The sequence below is a fragment of the Streptomyces sp. NPDC005898 genome (genome assembly GCF_040629635.1).
GTDB lineage: Bacteria > Actinomycetota > Actinomycetes > Streptomycetales > Streptomycetaceae > Streptomyces.
This window is the reverse complement of the sequence record NZ_JBEXWC010000016.1, coordinates 74,580-92,298: the sequence shown is the minus strand read 5'-3', so window position 1 is coordinate 92,298 and position 17,719 is coordinate 74,580. Positions and strand designations below refer to the sequence as shown.

Genomic DNA, 17,719 nt, shown 5'->3' with positions numbered 1-17,719 from the left:
CGCGTGCGTGGAGGCCTGCGAGGACTGCGTACGGGCGTGTGCCCGCCGCCAGGGTCCCGCCGGGTCGGATGACGCGGCCCGCCTCTACCTCGCGTGCGCCGACGTGTGCGACGCGACCTCCCGCTTCCTCGGCGAACAGACGGACCAGGCCGACCGGGACGAGCGTCACGTCCGCGCCCAGGTCGAGTGGTGCCGCGACGTGTGCCTCCAGTGCGCCGCGCTGTGCGATCCGGGCCCCGCCTCGGACACCTGCGCACAGGCGTGCCGACGCTGCGCGCGGGCCTGCGAGGACTTCCTCGCGGCCCTGGGCTGAGCGCCGCCCGCCCCCGTCACCGGCATTCCCTATTTCTGCAACGGGTTCTACTGTGTGCGCCGTCAAGTCCGAGGCCGAGCGAGCCAGTCAGAGCCTGGAGGGGCCGTGCACCTCGAATACACGCCCGAGCAGCAGCAGTTGCGCGCCGAGCTGCGTGCGTACTTCGCCGAACTGGTGCCGGACCACGTCTACGCGCGCCACGCCGATGCCGCGGCGCGGAAGCGGTTCTACCGGCAGACCGTCCGGCGCCTGGGCGCCGACGGCTGGCTCGGGGTCGGCTGGCCCAAGGAGTACGGCGGGCGCGGGCTCACTCCCATGGAGCAGTTCATCTTCTTCGACGAGGCTGCCCAGGCCGGCGTACCCCTCCCGCTGATGGCCCTCAACACCGTCGGCCCCACGATCATGCGGTACGGCACGCAGGAGCAGAAGAGCTACTTCCTGCCGAGGATCCTCTCCGGCGAACTCGACTTCGCCATCGGCTACAGCGAGCCGGACGCCGGCACCGACCTGGCCGCGCTCAGGACGAAGGCGGTACGGGAGGGCGACGAGACCACCGGCCACTACACGGTCAACGGCCAGAAGATCTGGACGACCAACGGCGACACCGCCGACTGGGTGTGGCTGGCCGTCCGCACCGCCGCCCCCGAGGAGGGCGTCCCGCTCCACAAGGGCATCACCATGCTCCTGGTCCCGACGAGCGACCCCGGCTACTCCTGCACCCTCATCAACACCCTCGCCTCGCACGACACCACCGCGAGCCACTACGAGAACATCCGCGTCCCCGTCTCCCGCCGGGTGGGCGAGGAGAACAAGGGCTGGCGGCTGATCACCAACCAGCTCAACCACGAGCGCGTCACCCTCGCCGCCCACGGCACCACGGCCATCCGCGCCCTGCACGACGTGCAGCGCTGGGCCATGGACACCGAACTCGCCGACGGCCGCCGCGTCATCGACCTCGGCTGGGTCCGCCGCTGCCTGGCGCGCACCCACGCCAGGCTCGACGCCATGAAGCTCCTGAACTGGCAGATGGTGAACGCCGTCCAGGAAGGCACCCTGACCCCGCAGGACGCCTCGGCCGTCAAGGTCTACGGCTCCGAGGCCCGCCGCGACGCGTACGCCTCGCTCATGGAGGTCGTCGGTGCGGCGGGCGCCCTGAAGGAGGGCTCGGCGGGCTCGGTCCTCCACGGCGAACTGGAGCGCGGCTACCGCTCGGCCGTCATCTTCACCTTCGGCGGCGGCAACAACGAGATCCAGCGCGAGATCATCTCCTGGATCGGCCTGGGAATGCCGCGCGTGCGCCGCTGACGCGCCGTCCCCGGCGCAGCCGTACGGGGGCTGCCCCTGGGTCCGATACGGGGCGCTCTACGCCGGATCGGCGGGGGAGTCGTCACCGTACGCGGTGCAGCCAGCCGTCGGGGTCGGCGGCGCGGCCGTGCTGGAGGTCAACCAGCGCCTGGCGCAGCTTCCGGGTGACCGGGCCCATCTCGCCGTCCCCGACGGTCCAGTCACCGCCCTCGCCGTCGCGGACGGTGCCGACCGGGGTGAGCACCGCGGCCGTACCGCGGGCGAACACCTCGGTGATCTCGCCACGGGCGCAGCCGGCCGGACGAGGAGCTGCTGAGACGGAGCTGGGCGCCCGCAGCCGCTTCCAGGCCGGGGCGCGGGCGGTTGCGAAGGGCTGGCTGGGCGGGGACGGGTGATGGGGCCGCGCACCTTGCCGAACCGGCAAGTTCCCGTGCCGAATCCTGGTGCGGCGGCAAGGCTGGGGCTCATTCCCCAACCGAAGGAGCCCCGATGAGCACCACCGATGCGGTCGCTTTCTGGGACGGCGTCCACGCGGCCCGCCCGGCGGACACCGAGCCCCGGCCGAACACACGGCTCACCGAGACGGCCGCGGATCTGGCGCCCGGCGACGCGCTCGACCTCGGATGCGGCGGGGGCGGCGACACGGTGTGGCTCGCCCGCCAGGGGTGGCACGTCACCGCCGTCGACGTGTCGGCCGTGGCGGTCCAGCGCCTCGAAGCCCTCGCCGGCGCCCTCGGCCTCGCGGACCGGGTCGTCGCCGAACGGCATGACCTGCAGGAGACATTCCCGCGGGGCGCGTTCGACCTCATCAGCGCCCACTACTTGCAGACGCCGCTGGAACTGGACAGGGCGACCGTTCTGCGCACGGCCGCGCAGGCGCTGCGGGCCGGCGGACGGCTGCTGGTCGTCGACCACGGCTCGACCGCCCCCTGGTCGTGGGACCAGGACCCCGACATCCGGTACCCGAGCGCCCGGGAGGTCGCCGAGGGCATCGGCCTGGACCCGGCGGGGTGGACCGTCGAACGGGCCGAGGCGGCGCGCCGGACCGCCACCGGGCCCCAGGGGCGCACCGCCGAGGTCATCGACCACATCCTGCTCATCCGTCGGGCGGCTTGACCGGCGTGGTCTGACTGGCGCCGTCTGGCCGGTACGGCGTGCCGGGGCGTGGTCCGTCGGTGGCCGCGCGACCTGCGTACCTATTGCAGACCTGCGACGGTCGGCGTCCGTCGCGGCGGGCGCAGGCAAGGGCTCGCCCGCCACGACAAGGTCCCGCGCCACCCCCACCCCAAGGAGACCCCATGCCCACCGCCCCCCGCCGCGCGCGCCGCGGTGACACTCCGCCGCTCCGCACCGGCAGCAGCGAGGCCGACGTGCTGCGCGGGTTCCTCGACTACCTGCGGACCTCGGTCGCCGCGAAGGTCGAGGACGCCCCCGAACCGCACGTCCGGGCGGCGGCGGTGCTCTCCGGCACCAATCTGCTCGGTCTGCTCCACCACCTCACCCACGTCGAACGTGCCACGTTCCTGGGCGCCGAGGTCACCGACTGGCCGGGGACCTTCCGCGCCGCGCCGGCCGACAGCGTTGCCGAGGTCGTCGCCCGTTACCGTGAGGCGGTCGAGCGCGCGAACGACGTGCTCGACGGGTGCGCCGATCTCGCCGCGCCCCTGCCCCGCCCCCGTCCGGACACTCCCGCGCCCAGCGTCCGCTGGGCCCTCACCCACCTGATCGAGGAGACCGGCCGCCACGCGGGCCACGCGGACATCCTCCGTGAACTGATCGACGGCACGACCGGACGCTGACCCGCTCCCTTCCCCCCGGTCCTCCTCCCCGGCTCTTCTCCCCGGTTTCCGCCCGGGCGGGCACACTTGAGGTGCACGGCCCAGAACGAAACGTAGAACGAGACTCAGAGCGAGACCCAGGACGAGACCCCCAAGGTCAGGACGGACCCCATGCCCGCACCCATACCCGCGGCCGCCCCCGACCCCGGCCTCTTCGGGCCCGCGTCGGTGACCTGGCAGGTCCACTCCGACCCCATGATGTGGATCGCCGGGATCCGCGCCCTCTACCTCCAGGCCCTGCACCCCCGCGCGGTGCGCGGCGTCATGGACAACAGTGACTTCCGCAAGGACGCCTGGGGCCGCCTGATGCGCACCGCCGCCTTCGTCGGGACCACCACGTACGGCACCACCGAGGCCGCCGAGAAGGCCGGCGCCCGCGTCCGCAAGATCCACGCGATGCTCACCGCCACCGACCCGGACACCGGGGAGCGGTACGGCGTCGACGAGCCCGAACTGCTGCGCTGGGTGCACTGCGCGGAGATCGACTCCTACCTCCACGTCGCACGCCGGTCGGGAATCCGCATGCCGGACGACCTCGCCGACCGCTACGTCCACGAACACCGGCAGAGCGCCCGCCTGGTGGGCCTCGACCCCGCCGACGTACCCGGCACGACGGCCGAACTCGCCGCGTACTTCGACCAGATGCGCCCCGAACTGGCCGCGGGCCCCGACGCTCGGGCCGTCGACGACTTCCTGCGGAACCCGCCGACGCCCGCGCTGCTCGTTGCGGCCCGCGCCCTGCTGTGGCGGCGCGTGGCCGCGCTGGCGTACTCCTCCCTGCCGCCGTACGCCCACGAGCTGTACGGCAGACCCGCCCCCTCGCCCCCCGTGGTGACGCGCCGCCTCGTCCGGGCGGGCACCGTCCTGCGGGCCGTCCCCGCCCGCGTACGCTGGCAACTCCCGCCCCAACACATCCTGCGCGCCATGGCCCGCCTGGGCCCCGGCAGCCGCCCGGCCCCGCGCCGACTCCACAGGCAGATCGCCATGCTGGAGTAGCCGGGGGAGGGCGCAGCGAGCCGGCGAGGTGACGGCGTGCGCCAAGGACCCCGACGACCGTCCGCCGTACGGCTGCGAGCCGCATCGCCGGGTGGCGGAGCAACGGGGACCACCGGTGGCCGTTGAGAGGGCGTTTTCAGCGCCGCAGGTACGCCGCGCCCGAGCGCACGCCCCACCGGTAGGTGCTCAGGGCGCACAGGGCCACCGCCACCGTGTCCCAGGGGGCCGGGATCAGACCCGTGCCGCCGAAGCTGCCGAACGCCGAGAGCAGCAGCAACCACGCGAGGTAGCCGAGGAGCCAGGCCCCGGTGCGCAGTTCCGCCCCGAGGTTCAGCCGGTGGCGGCGCAGGACGGCGAACAGCACTACCGCGGCCAGCAGTTCGGGCAGCGCGATTCGCAGGTTCTCCCAGGCGGACCAGTACACCAGCTCCGAGGCGACGACGAAACCGGCCGGTGCGATCCAGCCCAGACCGCGGACCCAGCCCGCCAGCCGCTCGGGAGCGGCGGCCCGGAAGGTGCCCGCCGCCACGGAACACAGCGAGTAACTCAGGAGGGCCAGCGCGCCGACGACGGTGATGATGTCGCGCCACCCGCTGGACGGCAGCAGGACGACGACGCTCAGGACGTAGTTCAGTGCCATGGCGTTGCGCGGCACGCCCACCCGCTGCGACACGACCGCGAAGCGCCGCGGCAGCGCCTCGTTCTTCGCCACCGCGTAGGTCTCGCGGCTGCCCGCCGCCACCGTCACATACGTCGAACCGCCCGGCGAGAAGACGGCGTCGGCGTAGATGACCGCGGCCAGCCAGCTGAGGTTGAGAAGCAGCGCCAGTTCGCCGAAGGGGGAGGCGAAGGTCAGCCCGCGCCAGCCCGAGCCGAGGGCGTCCGGCGGGACGGCGAAGATGAAGGTCAGCTGGAGGACGATGTGCAGCAGTACCGACAGCCCGATGGCGGTCAGCACCGCCCGGGGTATGTCCCGCCGAGGGTTCTTGGCCTCGGCGGACAGTTCGATGGGGGAGGCGAAGCCGTCGATGGCGTAGACGATCCCGGCGCTCGCGATCGCGGTCAGCGCGGCCGACCACCCGTACGGGGCGAACCCGCCGCCCGCCGAGACGTTCCCGGGATGGAAGCTCGACACCAGCAGCGCCACGACCGTGAGCAGCGGGACGCATATCTTGACCACGGTGACCAGCAGGTTCAGCCGGGCGAAGAGTTTCACCCCGAACCAGTTCAGGATCACGAGGAGCAGCAGCAGCGACGCTCCGGCGAGCCGTCCCTTGACGGTCAGCGCGTCACCCTCGTACATCCCCGGCAGATACCGGTTGGCGTACTGCACGATGGCGGAGGCCTGTGCGGCCATCGTGCTGGCGACCGCGAGGAGCATCGTCCAGCCGATGAGCGTGCCCGCGAGCGGGCCGTTCGCCAGGCGCGGCCACCGGACCATGCCGCCGGCCTCCGGCGTGCCGGCGCCCAGCTCGATGAGCACCAGGGCGATCAGTGTCAGCGAGGCCCCGCCGATCACCCAGGAGATCACGGCCGCGGGGCCCGCGGCCTGAGCCCCGGCGAAGGAGGCGAAGAGCCAGCCCGAACCGATGATGCCGCCGAAAGCCACCCCCGTCAGACTCCAGAAACCGAGCTCGCGCCGCAGGTTGCCGTCCTGGCCCGGCTTCGGCCGGGTCCCCGGCCCCGTCGCGGTGGCCGTCATGCCGCCCCTCCCGGGCTCGTGCTCCCGGCGTCGGGCAGGACGGATCTGCGTGCTCTCGGTTCCACGATGTCTTCCCCCACAGTGCGGCGATCGGGTGATTGCGCGCGTCGGATTCAGGCGCGGTCGGCGACGAGCGCGGCCAGCCGGCCGATCCCCACGTCGATCCGCTCGGGCGAAAGGACGCTGAAGGACAGCCGGATCTGATGCGACCCGCCGTCCCCCGCGTAGAAGTGGTACATGGGTGTCCACAGGACACCGAAGCGCTCGGCGGAGTACTCCAGCAGCGCGTCGTCCGCACGGAAGGGCAGGGTGACGACGATGAACATGCCGCCCGCCGGAACGTTCCACGAGACCCCGGACCCGCGCAGCGGACCGTCGTCGCCGAAGTGCCCGCGCAAGCCGCTGACGACGGCCCGCAGGTTGTCGCGGTAGACCTGGGCCTCCCGCACGGTGGCGCGCTCCACGCTGCAGCCGTTCCGCAGCAGGAATCCGCCCACGACGGCCTGGGCGACCGTGGAGGTGTTGAGCGTGAGCATGCTCTTGAGCTTCGCGAGCTCGTCGGCGAAGAGACCGCCGCCGGTCATCGGCTGGTCCGCGACCACGTACCCCACGCGCGCCCCCGCGAAAGCCGTCTTCGCGAACGACCCGAAGTAGACCACCCGGTGCCCGGTGTCCAGGGACTTCAGGGTGGGCAGTCGGTCCCCGCCTCCGTGGAACATCGAGTACGGGTTGTCCTCGAGGACAAGGAAATCCTCCTGGTCGGCCAGCTCCAGGAGCCTTCGGCGGTCGGCCCGAGACATGCTGGCGCCGCTGGGGTTGGCGAAGTCGGGAACCACATAGCAGGCGCGCGGGCGCAGCCCCTCGGCGCGGGCGCGGCGGATCTGTTCGGCCAAGTCGTCCAGATCGATGCCGCCGGGCCCTTCCGCGACCGGCCGGACCGGCATGTCGACGAGCCTAGTCGCCCCGAGGAAGCCGACGTACGAGGGGTACGCGGTGAGGACGACGTCGCGGTGGTCGCGGCGCAGCGCCCGCAGCACCAGGACCATGGCTTCCTGGCAGCCCGTGGTCACCAGCACGGACTCGGGGTCCACCGCCATCCGCTCGTCGTTCGCCAGATGGCGCGCGATCAGGTGGTGGATGAATCCCTTGGTGCGGCCGTACTGGAAGAGGGTGCGCCGCACGGCCTCGGGGCTCAGGCCGAGATCGTCCGCCAGGTGCCGTTCGAAGGCGCCCAGATGGTCGCCGAGCGCGGAGACCTCGTAGAAGCCCTCGTACGGGCGCCCCGCGGCGAAGGAGACGGCGTCCGGGTGCCTGCCCGTGATGTCGTTGAGCAGCGTCATCGACGTCAGGCACGGGTCGCTCACCGAGGCGTGCAGATCGGCGGCGTCCAGCCGGACACCGCCGAGCACCGCGGGCGGAGGCACCGGAGCGCTGCCGAGCCGCTCGGAAACACTGGTCATGAGGAGTCCTGTTCTCGTCGCCGGGTCCGGGGCGCGGGCACTGCGGATCCGGGAGCCGCGTCAGCGGATCAGGGATCGGTGGTGCGCCGGGTTCAGCCGGGCAGCACCTCGGCCCGAAGCTCCACCAGACGCTCGGGCTCCCGCAGGTCGTCGAGGACCTGGTCCAAGTCGTCCCCCACGGCCACGACATGGGCGTAGCGGGTGAGGAACGCGGCGGGCGGCAGATCGAGTTCGTCACCGGGCTCGGCGGTGATGCCCGTCTCGTGGATGGTCGGCCCGAACCGGTCTTCCCGGACGACGACCTCCTCGGTCCGGCAGTGCCCCTGGGGCAGCAGGAACCGGACGGCCGCCGCCTTGCGGTGCTTGGGTGTGAGGTCGCTTCTGCGGCCGGCCGCCGCGTGGGCCGCCGCGACCGTGGGGTCGACGCCCGTCGCCAGCAGACCCAGATAGGGGATGAGGTCCCCGCCGAGCCGGGCGTTGACCTCCACCAGGCGCGGACCCGCGGGGGTCAGCTTGAACTCGGAGTGCGTGGCGCCGTACTGGAAGCCCAGGGCGCGGTGGATGTCGCGGAGCTGGCCGAGGAGCGCCTCGTCGCGGAACAGCGGATCGCCCGCGTCGACGTCGTGTCCGGTCTCCTCGAAGTACGGTTCGAGACCGAGGCGCTTGCGGGCGATGACGGTCGGGTGGACCTCGCCGTCGTGGATGACGGCGTCGACGCTGATCTCCGGGCCGGTCAGGAACTCCTCCACCAGGACGTTCGCCGGGTAGCGCGGCAGGTTCATGAAGTCGGCGCCGTCGGCCGCGGCGAAGGCGGCGGCGATGTCCGCGGGGCCGTCGGCGCGGACGACACCGAAACTGGCCGCCATGGCCCGAGCCTTGACGATGACCGGGTAGCCGATCTTCTCGGCCGCGTCCAGGGCCTCCTCGGCGGTGGTCACGGTGAAGGAGGCCGGCTGGGGCACGCCGGCGCTCGTGAGCGCGGCGCGAGTGGCGGCCTTGTCACGGCAGTTGATGATGGCTTCGGGAGGGCTGCCCGGCAGCCCGAGGTCCTGCGCGAGCCGTGCGCAGAAGACGACCTGCGTCTCGTCGTAGGTGAAGACGCCCACGACCGGGAGCTTGTCGACGACGGCCAGCGCCGCCTCGCGCACCGCGTCCGCGTTCCGCGTGTCGACCCGGGTGGCGCCCGCGCAGTACGCCAGCTGCCAGGTCGCCTCGGACGAGTCCAGCAGCCACAGCCGGTAGTGCCGGGAGACCGCGGCCAGGATGTACTCGCGGTAGGGGCGGTACCCGCTGCCCACCAGCAGCAGGACCGGCGCCTTGGGCTCGGCGGGGTCCGGGGTCTGAACGGCCAGATCGGTCATGACGGTTCCTTCGGTCTGTGCGGGGACGAGCTGTGAACGCGGGACGCGCCGTGCGCGCGGGCCCGGCGCGTGACCGGGTGCCGGGCGGCGATCGCCGGCCGCGGCGGCGAACGGGGCCCGAGGTGCCGGGAGGAACAGCCGCGCCGTTCACGGATTCGGCTGCCGGGGCCGGCCGGACGGAAGAGGCCGATTTCGGCAACTGGGCGGATGGTGCTGCGGATGCGCTGAGAATGTCTGCCGACCGCCCGGACGATTTTGGTGCCAGGCGAATTCTTGCCTTTGTTCTGAACGGATGTCAACGGATTACGGGAGCGCCAGGAAATCCGGCCCATCGAAATTACCCCGCAGTCCGAAATCGCCCGGAGCAAACGGACATTCGCGGACGCGAGCTGCTCGCGTGACGTGGCCGCGCGCGCACCGAGGACGCTAATGTGCGGCGCATGGATCTTCGTGCACTGAACCATCCGGAGAATTCTCCGTTCCCCTTTACCGGACCCCGCCGCCCGCGTCCGGCGGACATAGCGACGGCACTCCTTCGGGGAGGCCGGTCGTGATCACCGTATGGCTGCCGACCCCGGAATCGGAGGCGCTCATGGGCGGGCTCCCGAAGGGATTTCGGGCCGACGTGTGGACGGGGGAGGACCAACTCCCCGCCTCGGCGGACACGGTGGAGGTGGTCGTGCCGCCCTACGGCGTCGGCGGCGCCCGGCTCTCCCGGCTCGCCGAGCTGCCCCGGCTGCGGCTCGTGCAGCTGGAGTCCGCCGGCGTGGAGTGGATACGGCCCCACGTGCCCGAAGGCGTCGTCCTGTGCAACGCCAGTGGCGCCTACGACCGGGCGGTCGTCGAATGGGTCACCGGCGTCGTCCTGGCCCACCTGCTGCGGCTGCCCCGCTTCGAGCAGGCCCGCCGCGAGGAACGCTGGGACTACACCCACACGGACACACTCGAGGGCAAGCGGGTGCTGCTCGTGGGGTACGGCTCCCTCGGCTCGGCGCTCGCCCCCGCCCTGGCCGCGTTCGGCGCCGACATCACGGCGGTGGCCCGGCGGGCGCGCCCGGGCGTGCACACGGTGGACGAGCTGCCCGCGCTGCTGCCCGAGGCGGACATCGTGGTCCTCCTGCTGCCGCTGACCCCGGCCACCACCGGCCTGGTGGACGCCGCGTTCCTGAGCCGGATGCGGGACGGCTCCCTGTTGGTGAACGCCGGTCGTGGCCGCCTGGTGGAGACCGACGCGCTGGTCACCGAGCTGCGCGGCGGCCGGTTGCTGGCGGCGCTCGACGTGACCGACCCGGAACCGCTGCCGAGCGGCCACCCTCTGTGGTCCGCTCCCGGGCTGCTGCTGACACCCCACACCGCCGGGTCCAACGGGACACCGCCGGGCAGGGCCATGGCCCTGGCGAAGGCCCAGCTGATCCGCTACGCGGCCGGTGAACCGCTCGCCAACGTGATCGGCCCCGCGGGCTACTGACGTCCCCCGGGGGCCGGTCCCCGCGACCCGCCGGACCGGCCCCCACGCGGCTCACAACCAGCCGGAGCGGACCAGAGCCTGCTGCTGCCCCGGGAGAGGGGCGGGCGTCTCGCCCTCCGGCCGGTTACCCAGCTCGCCCGCCCGGACCCGCTCGAGCAGCCTGCGGGTCGCGTCCACGATCTCCGGCGCCGCCCCGCGCAGCTGAGCGGCATCGGTCGGACCGGCCGTGTCGGCGGGGAACCGGGCCGCTTCCAGCAGGCCGTCGAGGTCCGCCAGCCGGTCCCCGAGCCAGCCCATGGGATCCGCGGACAGCTCCCGGACGAACACCCGCTCACCCGGATCCCAGCCGGTGAACGCCGGGTGATGGTGAGTCCGGTCGAAGCTTCCCGGCCTGCCGTCGACCGACTCCAGGAAGTCGGCGCGCCACACCGGCCGGCCCACCGAGACCGGGTAGGCGGCGTAGACGGAGTCCACGAGCTCGCCCTGCTCGACCAGCCGCAACTCCAGCCGGACCCCATGCTCGGGGCTCTCCTGGCCCTTGAGCGGCTCGGGGTCGACGAAGTACAGATCCCCGACCACGACGCCGACCTTGTCGAAGGCGAACATGTAGAGCATGCGCATTCCTTTCGCGAGTGCTGATGTGACGGTGGCGCGCCCTAGGCCGTCTGCTCCGGTTCGGCCGGCCGGGCGGCGCGCAGGCTCCGCGAGGCCCGCCACAGCAGGACCGCGAGGAGCGAGGTGATCAGGGCCGGGGCGAACCGCAGCACGTGTTCCGACAACGTCACCGACCAGCCGAGCAGGACGGAGGACAGGGCCGCGCCGCCCAGGATGAAGGCCCGCATCACCGCGTTGACCCGGCCCGACACATCCTCGGGTATCGCCCGGAAGCGGTACTCGTTCGTGGTGACGTTCATGCCTCCCTCACCCGCCATCAGGGCGCAGAACCCCAGCACCACGACTCCCTCCCACGGCATGAGGAGCGCGGCGGAGGCGGCGGCGCACACCAGGAACCACAGCCGGACACGCCGCTCCGCGGGCGCCCCCCGCCACAGCCGGCCGCCCAGCCAGGACCCGAGCGCGCTGCCGGCGGCCCCGACGGCCAGCACCGCCCCCGCCCAGCCACTGGACCAGCCCCAGGTGTCGGCGGCGAGAACCAGCAGAACGGTCGGCACCGCGCCCGCGCCCAGGTTGTACACCGCGAGGACCAAGGTGAGCCGTGGTACGACCGGTATCTTGCGGAAGCTGCGGAAGCCCTCCTTCTGCATGCGCAGGAAGCCGCGCTCGACGACCGGCTTCTCCCCGCGCGGGAGCACGGCCGCGACGGCGGCGGTGACCAGGAAGGTGGCGGCGTCGATCCACAGCGCCCAATACCCCCCGACCCCCGCCAGGATGACACCGGCGACGGCGGGCCCGGCACAGCGGGCCAGTTCCGTCGCGGCCCCGAACCGGCTGTACGCCTCGGTCAGCCGGTCCTGTGGCGCGAGCATCGGCAGCAGACTGAAGTCGCTGGTGAGGTTGGAGGTCACGGTGCCGCATCCGGCGACGAGGAGGACCACGAGGACCAGTTCGACCTGGTCCACCATGAGCAGGAACGGCGTGAGCGCGACGAGCAGGCCCTGCACCAGCTCGGAGACCATGAAGACCGCGCGGCGCTCATAGCCGTCGATCAGGGTGCCCAGCAGGGGCGAGGCGACGAACGGCAGATACTGCACACCGAGGCTGAGCGCGGCCATCAGGGGGGAACCCGTACTGGCCAGGATGGTCCACGGCATCGCCAAGTGGAGGAATGTGTTGCCCAGTTCGGAGATCGACGCCGCGGAGGTCAGCAGCCAGAACTTGTGCCACGTCTCCTGCGCGGGCGGCCGCCCCGGTGGGCGCGACGTGGCCGGTGCCGCGCCCGCCCCGTTGCCTTCGGCACTGTCCATGCTCCGTCTCCTTCACTCCGTCCGGGACCGCGGCGGTGAGCACGCCCGTTCGCCGGGGGCGTGCTCACCGGGGGTATGTCAGTTCACGCGCGCGGCGATGGTCCGCGCGCAGGCCAGGGCCTCGGTGTGACTGGTGTCCACCTCGACGTCGTAGGTCACGCCCTTGTGCACGACCTCCGCCTGCGAGACGGCCATGCCGATCACCCGGTCGCCACGGGCGATCTCTCGGCCGGCCGCCACCTCGGGGTCGCAGTGGACACCGACCCAGAGCACCTCGAGGCCCTCCAGGTGGGCGCGCAGACGGTCCTGGGAGGCCGCTCCGCTGAGAAACACGTCGTCGATGATGATCCGGGCCCCGGCACGCGCCATGGCGGCGACGCCCTTCGTCCAGGCCTCTTCCATCTCTCGGAAGCCCTCGCCCAGCACGACCTCGCCCTGCTGGCCGAACTCCACGCCGGAGCCGGACTCGATCAGGGACGGCGGCAGGCGGTCGATGAGGTCGTCGACGCCGAGGTTGATCCAAGGGTCGGGCAGGATCGCCTTCAGACAGCGGGTGATTCCGCTCTTGCCGGAGCTGGATCCACCGTTGAGGACAATGACTTGGGTACTCACTTGATCGGCTCGCCTTCGAGAGTGATGCGTTCCATTTTGCGGGCGTGCGGCCAGTAGTCGGATACGGCGTAATGCTGGCTGGCCAGGTTGTCCCAGATCGCCACGTCACCTTCCTCCCACGAGAAACGGCACTGGAATTCCGGACGCCACGCCAAGAGGTGCACCATATCCAGAATTCGCTTGCTCTCCGCCTCGTCGAGACCTTCGATGCGGACCCCCGAGACCTTGTTGGAGAAGAGGGACTTCTCGCCGGTGAAGGGGTGCGTGAGGACGAGGGGATGCGACTGCGCGGGGTACTTCTCCCGCATGCGGCTCAGCGCCTCGTCGTTGCCGTCGAACGCGGGGAAGTAGATCTGCATCCAGTCGTGCACGACCCGCAGGCCCTCCAACTGCTCCTTGACCTCGTCACCGAGCGAGGCGTACGCCGCCGCCATGTTCGCCCAGCACGTGTCCCCGCCCCGCGGCGGGATCTGCACGGCCCGCAGCATCGAGCCGAAGGTCGGGACCTCGCGCCAGTTGAGGTCGCTGTGCCAGGCGTTGAGGTTCCCGGTGTGCTTCTCGTCGTGGTAGATCCCGGTGATCTCCGGGTACTCGTGGTAGGGCTGGAAGGGCGAGATGCCGTGCACCACGGGCTCGTCCTCGGAGATGAACGGGTGCACCTCGGTCCTGCCGAGCCGCTTCGCGACCTTCATGAAGGTGTGGCGGTCGAGGTGCTGGCTCTTGAAGAACACCACCTTGTGCTGCAACAGCAGTTCGGTGACGAAGTCGCGGAGTCCGGGGTCGGCCGGGTCCAGGCGGTAGTCGTCGACGACCACTCCGATGTGCGTGCCGAGCTTCGTGCGGGCCACTAGTCCCCTGCCTTCGTTTCGAGTGTGTACGTGTGGATGATCCGGGTCATGTCCTGCTCCACCGCGGCCGTGGACTCCCCACTGACCAAAAATCCCCCGGCGGTCGGCCAGATCCGGCCGTCGGCGTCGAGGACGTCACCGACCGCCGGGGTGTCGACGGCCACCACGGAGGAGGGGAGTTCGTCGAGTCCGGTGACGGCGACGACCCGCACGGCCCCGGTGACGGCGGGCATGTACAGCCAGCCGGAGGCCCCCACCTCCCGACGGTCCAGCATGGTCGTGGGCGTCGCGAGGTCCGAGGGCCGGCCCAGGCAGGCCAGCGCCGCCTCCTTGGCGAGGTCGACACCGTAGACGGTGCGCTGGTGCCAGCTGATGCCGGCGCCGCCGAAACGGTTGCCGATCTCCAGGAAGACCAGCTCGTCCTCGGGGGTGTGGAACAGCTCCATGTGGAAGGTGCTGTCCGTGAGATCCAGGGCGCGCAGCACCGTCTCGGTGAACCGCCGCATCCTGTCCACGAGTTCGGGGTCGTCCGGGGTCACCGCCGCCAGCGGGGCGGTGCCGTGCTGGAAGTCGAAGCAGCTGTCGAGGTAGCGGGAGGCACAGAACCAGTGCGTCTTCGCGTCCCGGACGACACCGTCGATGTGGTAGATGGAGCCATCAACGAACTCCTCGACCTCGTACCCCTCCTCGATGCCGCCCGCCTCGGCGAGCGCGAGGAGTTCCGCCGCCCCGTCGAGGATGCGCACACCGATGCTGGCCCCCTGGCTCCGCGGCTTGAGCACGATCCGGCCGGGCATGCGGCCGGCGAACTCGGCCAGCTCCGCGCGCCCGGTGTCCGGCCCCACCGCGAGGAACCGCGGGACGCGGATGCCCGTGCCGGACAGGGCCTGTTTCATCGGCACCTTGTCCCGGCACCGCAGCGCGGTCTCCACGGTCGTGCCCGGCACCCCGAAGTGCTCGCGCAGCCGGGCCGCGGGCAGCGTGGTGTGCTCGTAGAGGCCGACGATCCCCGCGGGCTGGCCGAACTCGGCGATGAGTTCGGCGACGAGTTCGCGCATACGGTCCACGGCCCGGTCGTAGGTGTCCAGATCGTCCGAGTCCGGCAGGTCGAGGACCGCGATCCGGGCGAATCGCGACGCCAGCGTGTCGGGCAGCCGCGCGGCGCTCGCACGGGGCATCACGACGGTCACCCGGTCGGCGTCGAAGTCCGCGGTGTGCGCCTCCGAGGCGTGGAACCCGATGTGCACGACATGCCGCTTGCCGGCGTTCACGGCCGCACTGCCATCGTCTCGTGCAGGAACAGCCGCTTCGACGTGCCCCCCCGCTCCTTCACGTACGAGACCAGCTTGTCGCTGTCGATCATCGCCGGATGCCTCTCGTCGTACTCGACGCACATCACCGCGCCGAGCCAGGGCTCCTGGCCCATCGCGTACACGTAGACGGAGTCGGCCCCGAGTGCGTCGACGATCGCGGCCGCCTGCTCGAAGTTGCTGCCCTTCAGGCGCCGGCCCGCGTCGACGCGGCGCTCCAGCTTCTCCGGGAAGAGGGGACCGTAGAGCCAGCTGACCGGTGCGCCCACGCTCTCCATCCCGATGAACACGGTGTGCACCTGGCCGAGCGCGGCCGTCACCTGCGGGTACAGCTCGGGGGAGACGTTGGTGGAGTCCGCGGCGAACAGCACCCGGGTGCCGTCCAGATCCAGCATCCAGCCGCACTTGGTGCGGATCCGGACGTCGCCGTGCTCCCCGAGGAACGGCACCGCCGTGATGGTGCCGCCAGGAGTGTCGAGCACGTCCAGGTCGTCGAGTTCGACCACGTCGCGGAAGCCGAGCCGGGTCAGCGTCTGCTTGAGTCCGGGGTCCACCAGGCTGGAATTGGCGGACTTGGCGATGACGACCCTGCCGACCCGGTGGCGGATCTTGATCAGGGTCTCCAGGAGCATGTGGTCCTGGTGATTGTGCGTGATCATCACGTAGTCGACGCGCTCGGGCAGGTCGTCGAAGGTGAACCTGCCGTCGCTCTCGCACGAGTAGCCGCTGTAGCTGATCACCGGGTCGACCAGGAAGGTGGTGCCCCGGTGACGGACGAACACGCAGGCGTGGCCGACGTATTCGATGACGTCCTGGCCGGCGTCCACCTGCCCGGGGGCCGCCGCGGGAGCCGGGCTCTCCTCGAAGAACCCCCGGAAGGTCGCGGCGCGCTCCCCGTCCAGGCCGAGGTCCGCCGCCACCCGGTCCAGCTCCTGCGGCGTGAGGCCGCCGCGGAAGACCGTGTCCAGCAGTTCGGAGTCCAACGGCACGGTGACCAGTACCTGCTCGCTCGTGTACTCGAGCACCGGGGTGGTCAGCGCGAACTCCCGCGCGTCCTGGTGGATCTCGGAGAACCTGACCTGCTGCAGAGAGGGGTCGAAGTACGGGGAGCGGTACAGGAGCGGTTCGATGAACCGGTAGTCGGGCGTGCGGTTGTCCCGGTCGTAGAACAGCTCCACGCGACCGGCGAGCGGCCCGGGCAGCTGCCCGTACACCTGGTCCATCGACGCACCGGTCTGGCCGGGCAGGATCTTCTGCTCCAACTCATCGATGGCGTCAGCGAGTTCCAGCAGCGGGGCATGCTGTTCCCGCGCGGCGTCGTACCACTCCCGGATCCGGTCGTACGAGCCGTCGCGCTCGTGCACGAAGGGACCGCCGAGGAAGCGGGCCTGCCGCAGTGCCGTGCGATGGGTCTCGGGATCGGCGAGGTAGGACTCGACGATGTTCCGGTAGTGGTTCTTCAGGTACTTCGCCAGGGTGTGCGGAGGGACCAGGTACGACCAGGCGTACCACCCGGCGACGGCCGGCTCCGCGATGACGTTCTTCTTGAGGGACAGCGACTGGGTCACATCAGGCTCCGCGTTCGCACACGTAGTACTGGAAGAGGGCGTCGTCGTGGCGTGCGACGGTCTGCTGGACGCGCAGCCCGCAGCCGAGCAGGTCCACGGTGTCCAGCAGGACGGGACTGTGACCGAGCAGCACCATGATGCCGCCCGGTCGCAGCGTGCGGACGAGGCCCGGCAGGATTTCCCTGGCCTGGGCGGTGGAGACGACCTCGGAGTTGAGGAACCGGCTGAACACGATGTCGGCGGTGCCCGGTTCGACCGCGGGGTCCGCCGCGTCGCCGCAGACCACCTTCTCCAGGCGGGAGGCGGCGAAGTCGGCCATCTGCCGGCTCAGGTCCTGGCCCACCGTGCGGATCCTGGCCGGATCCAGGGCGGCGAACTCGGAGAGGAACTGGCCCGTGGAGCACGCGGGGTCGTACGCGAGGACCTCGCCCGCCGCGGCCTTAAGCCACGGCGCGAAACGCTCCCGGGTGTACCTGCGGATGTGCTCCTCCCCGAGGCCGAGGAAGGCGGCGCGTTCCTCGGTGACCAGCCATCCGTCGGGCGGGCTGGTCTTCTCCCGGCCCGGCTCGCGCTGCTTGGCGAAGGGGTGGACGATCTCGGTGAGCGGAGTGATCGCGTCGAAGGCGGCGCGGCGCCCGGCCTCGTCCAGCGGCTCGAACACGATCCGGGCGTCGGCGTCGGACGTGCGCACGTTGGCCACCGTGCCGACCACGTTGTACCAGTACACCTGGCTGCAGAACACTCCCGGCATGCCCTGGTCGAGCACGTAGTCGGAGATCGTCTTGCAGCCGGCGTACCAGCGCTCGCCGGTACGGAAGAGGAACAGCCGCTCGGGGCGGTCCGTGAGCCGTTCGCGCAACTCGTGGCCGCCGGGGCGCCGCCAGCGCGTGAAGTCGCCGCGGCGCAGTTCCTCACGGATGCCGATCTCGTCCTGGACGAACGCCGTGTCCAGGGGGGCACCCGGGTCCCAGCGCTGCTCGGGGACGGTGGTGCTAGCCACATCAGGGCTCATG

General features: G+C 71.5%; 16 protein-coding genes and 1 pseudogene. 6 read left to right on the top strand and 11 right to left on the bottom strand.

Going from position 1 to position 17,719, the window contains the following annotated elements; translation table 11 throughout:
* Window positions 1-7: 7 nt before the first annotated feature.
* Window positions 8-313: a ferredoxin gene (locus ABZ385_RS21915; RefSeq protein WP_358912721.1), complete on the top strand. Its 306-nt coding sequence runs from the start codon at window positions 8-10 to the stop codon at window positions 311-313.
* Window positions 314-418: 105 nt separating this feature from the next.
* Complete coding sequence (locus tag ABZ385_RS21910; protein WP_358912719.1) at window positions 419-1,618, top strand: acyl-CoA dehydrogenase family protein; 1,200 nt, start codon at window positions 419-421, stop codon at window positions 1,616-1,618.
* A gap of 82 nt (window positions 1,619-1,700) precedes the next feature.
* Here ABZ385_RS21910 and ABZ385_RS21905 read toward each other — a convergent pair.
* A pseudogene (locus tag ABZ385_RS21905) lies at window positions 1,701-1,907 on the bottom strand (branched chain amino acid aminotransferase); the annotation flags it as partial.
* 200 nt (window positions 1,908-2,107) lie between these two features.
* Between ABZ385_RS21905 and ABZ385_RS21900 the strand changes: the two are divergent.
* The 3 genes from ABZ385_RS21900 (at window position 2,108) to ABZ385_RS21890 (ending at window position 4,452) form a co-directional block, all read left to right on the top strand.
* Window positions 2,108-2,734 (top strand): methyltransferase domain-containing protein, encoded by a 627-nt coding sequence (locus ABZ385_RS21900; RefSeq protein WP_358912718.1) that lies wholly within the window; start codon window positions 2,108-2,110, stop codon window positions 2,732-2,734.
* A 182-nt stretch (window positions 2,735-2,916) separates the two neighbouring features.
* Window positions 2,917-3,417 (top strand): DUF664 domain-containing protein, encoded by a 501-nt coding sequence (locus ABZ385_RS21895; RefSeq protein ID WP_358912716.1) that lies wholly within the window; start codon window positions 2,917-2,919, stop codon window positions 3,415-3,417.
* A 150-nt stretch (window positions 3,418-3,567) separates the two neighbouring features.
* Window positions 3,568-4,452: an oxygenase MpaB family protein gene (locus ABZ385_RS21890; RefSeq protein WP_358912714.1), complete on the top strand. Its 885-nt coding sequence runs from the start codon at window positions 3,568-3,570 to the stop codon at window positions 4,450-4,452.
* 136 nt (window positions 4,453-4,588) lie between these two features.
* Here ABZ385_RS21890 and ABZ385_RS21885 read toward each other — a convergent pair whose 3' ends face one another.
* From ABZ385_RS21885 to ABZ385_RS21875, 3 genes are all read right to left on the bottom strand, one after another.
* On the bottom strand, window positions 4,589-6,154 hold the full coding sequence (locus ABZ385_RS21885) for an APC family permease (protein ID WP_358912712.1): 1,566 nt from the start codon (window positions 6,152-6,154) through the stop codon (window positions 4,589-4,591).
* A 113-nt stretch (window positions 6,155-6,267) separates the two neighbouring features.
* Window positions 6,268-7,614: a PLP-dependent aminotransferase family protein gene (locus ABZ385_RS21880; RefSeq protein ID WP_358912710.1), complete on the bottom strand. Its 1,347-nt coding sequence runs from the start codon at window positions 7,612-7,614 to the stop codon at window positions 6,268-6,270.
* Window positions 7,615-7,706: 92 nt separating this feature from the next.
* Window positions 7,707-8,975, bottom strand: coding sequence for an ATP-grasp domain-containing protein (locus tag ABZ385_RS21875; RefSeq protein ID WP_358696735.1), 1,269 nt, complete (start codon window positions 8,973-8,975; stop codon window positions 7,707-7,709).
* Window positions 8,976-9,525: 550 nt separating this feature from the next.
* Here ABZ385_RS21875 and ABZ385_RS21870 point away from each other — a divergent pair.
* A complete protein-coding gene (locus tag ABZ385_RS21870) occupies window positions 9,526-10,443 on the top strand; it encodes a 2-hydroxyacid dehydrogenase (protein WP_358912708.1) in 918 nt (305 codons plus the stop codon).
* Between the two features lie 51 nt (window positions 10,444-10,494).
* Here the strand turns inward: ABZ385_RS21870 and ABZ385_RS21865 are convergent, their stop codons facing one another.
* From ABZ385_RS21865 to ABZ385_RS21835, 7 genes are all read right to left on the bottom strand, one after another.
* A complete protein-coding gene (locus ABZ385_RS21865) occupies window positions 10,495-11,058 on the bottom strand; it encodes a hypothetical protein (RefSeq protein WP_358912707.1) in 564 nt (187 codons plus the stop codon).
* Window positions 11,059-11,099: 41 nt separating this feature from the next.
* Entirely contained in the window at window positions 11,100-12,368 is a 1,269-nt protein-coding gene (locus ABZ385_RS21860; RefSeq protein ID WP_358912705.1) for an MFS transporter, read from the bottom strand.
* Window positions 12,369-12,446: 78 nt separating this feature from the next.
* Window positions 12,447-12,980, bottom strand: a complete 534-nt coding sequence (cpt, locus tag ABZ385_RS21855; protein WP_358696728.1) for a chloramphenicol phosphotransferase CPT — start codon at window positions 12,978-12,980, stop codon at window positions 12,447-12,449.
* The gene (locus ABZ385_RS21850; protein ID WP_358696727.1) at window positions 12,977-13,828 is read right to left on the bottom strand and encodes a TauD/TfdA family dioxygenase; all 852 of its coding nucleotides are present in this window, start codon (window positions 13,826-13,828) and stop codon (window positions 12,977-12,979) included. Before ABZ385_RS21850 ends, cpt begins: the two co-directional genes overlap by 4 nt.
* Entirely contained in the window at window positions 13,828-15,099 is a 1,272-nt protein-coding gene (locus ABZ385_RS21845; RefSeq protein ID WP_358912703.1) for a hypothetical protein, read from the bottom strand. The genes ABZ385_RS21850 and ABZ385_RS21845 overlap by 1 nt, the downstream gene beginning before the upstream one ends.
* Complete coding sequence (locus ABZ385_RS21840; RefSeq protein ID WP_358912702.1) at window positions 15,096-16,706, bottom strand: MBL fold metallo-hydrolase; 1,611 nt, start codon at window positions 16,704-16,706, stop codon at window positions 15,096-15,098. The genes ABZ385_RS21845 and ABZ385_RS21840 overlap by 4 nt, the downstream gene beginning before the upstream one ends.
* A gap of 1 nt (window position 16,707) precedes the next feature.
* Complete coding sequence (locus ABZ385_RS21835) at window positions 16,708-17,706, bottom strand: class I SAM-dependent methyltransferase (protein WP_358696722.1); 999 nt, start codon at window positions 17,704-17,706, stop codon at window positions 16,708-16,710.
* Window positions 17,707-17,719 lie beyond the last annotated feature (13 nt).

Coding starts and splice junctions, on each gene's coding strand:
- ABZ385_RS21900 (WP_358912718.1), top strand. CDS start 2,108: ATGAGCACCACCGATGCGGTCGCTTTCTGGGACGGCGTCCACGCGGCC.
- ABZ385_RS21895 (WP_358912716.1), top strand. CDS start 2,917: ATGCCCACCGCCCCCCGCCGCGCGCGCCGCGGTGACACTCCGCCGCTC.
- ABZ385_RS21890 (WP_358912714.1), top strand. CDS start 3,568: ATGCCCGCACCCATACCCGCGGCCGCCCCCGACCCCGGCCTCTTCGGG.
- ABZ385_RS21885 (WP_358912712.1), bottom strand. CDS start 6,154: ATGACGGCCACCGCGACGGGGCCGGGGACCCGGCCGAAGCCGGGCCAG.
- ABZ385_RS21880 (WP_358912710.1), bottom strand. CDS start 7,614: ATGACCAGTGTTTCCGAGCGGCTCGGCAGCGCTCCGGTGCCTCCGCCC.
- ABZ385_RS21875 (WP_358696735.1), bottom strand. CDS start 8,975: ATGACCGATCTGGCCGTTCAGACCCCGGACCCCGCCGAGCCCAAGGCG.
- ABZ385_RS21865 (WP_358912707.1), bottom strand. CDS start 11,058: ATGCTCTACATGTTCGCCTTCGACAAGGTCGGCGTCGTGGTCGGGGAT.
- ABZ385_RS21860 (WP_358912705.1), bottom strand. CDS start 12,368: ATGGACAGTGCCGAAGGCAACGGGGCGGGCGCGGCACCGGCCACGTCG.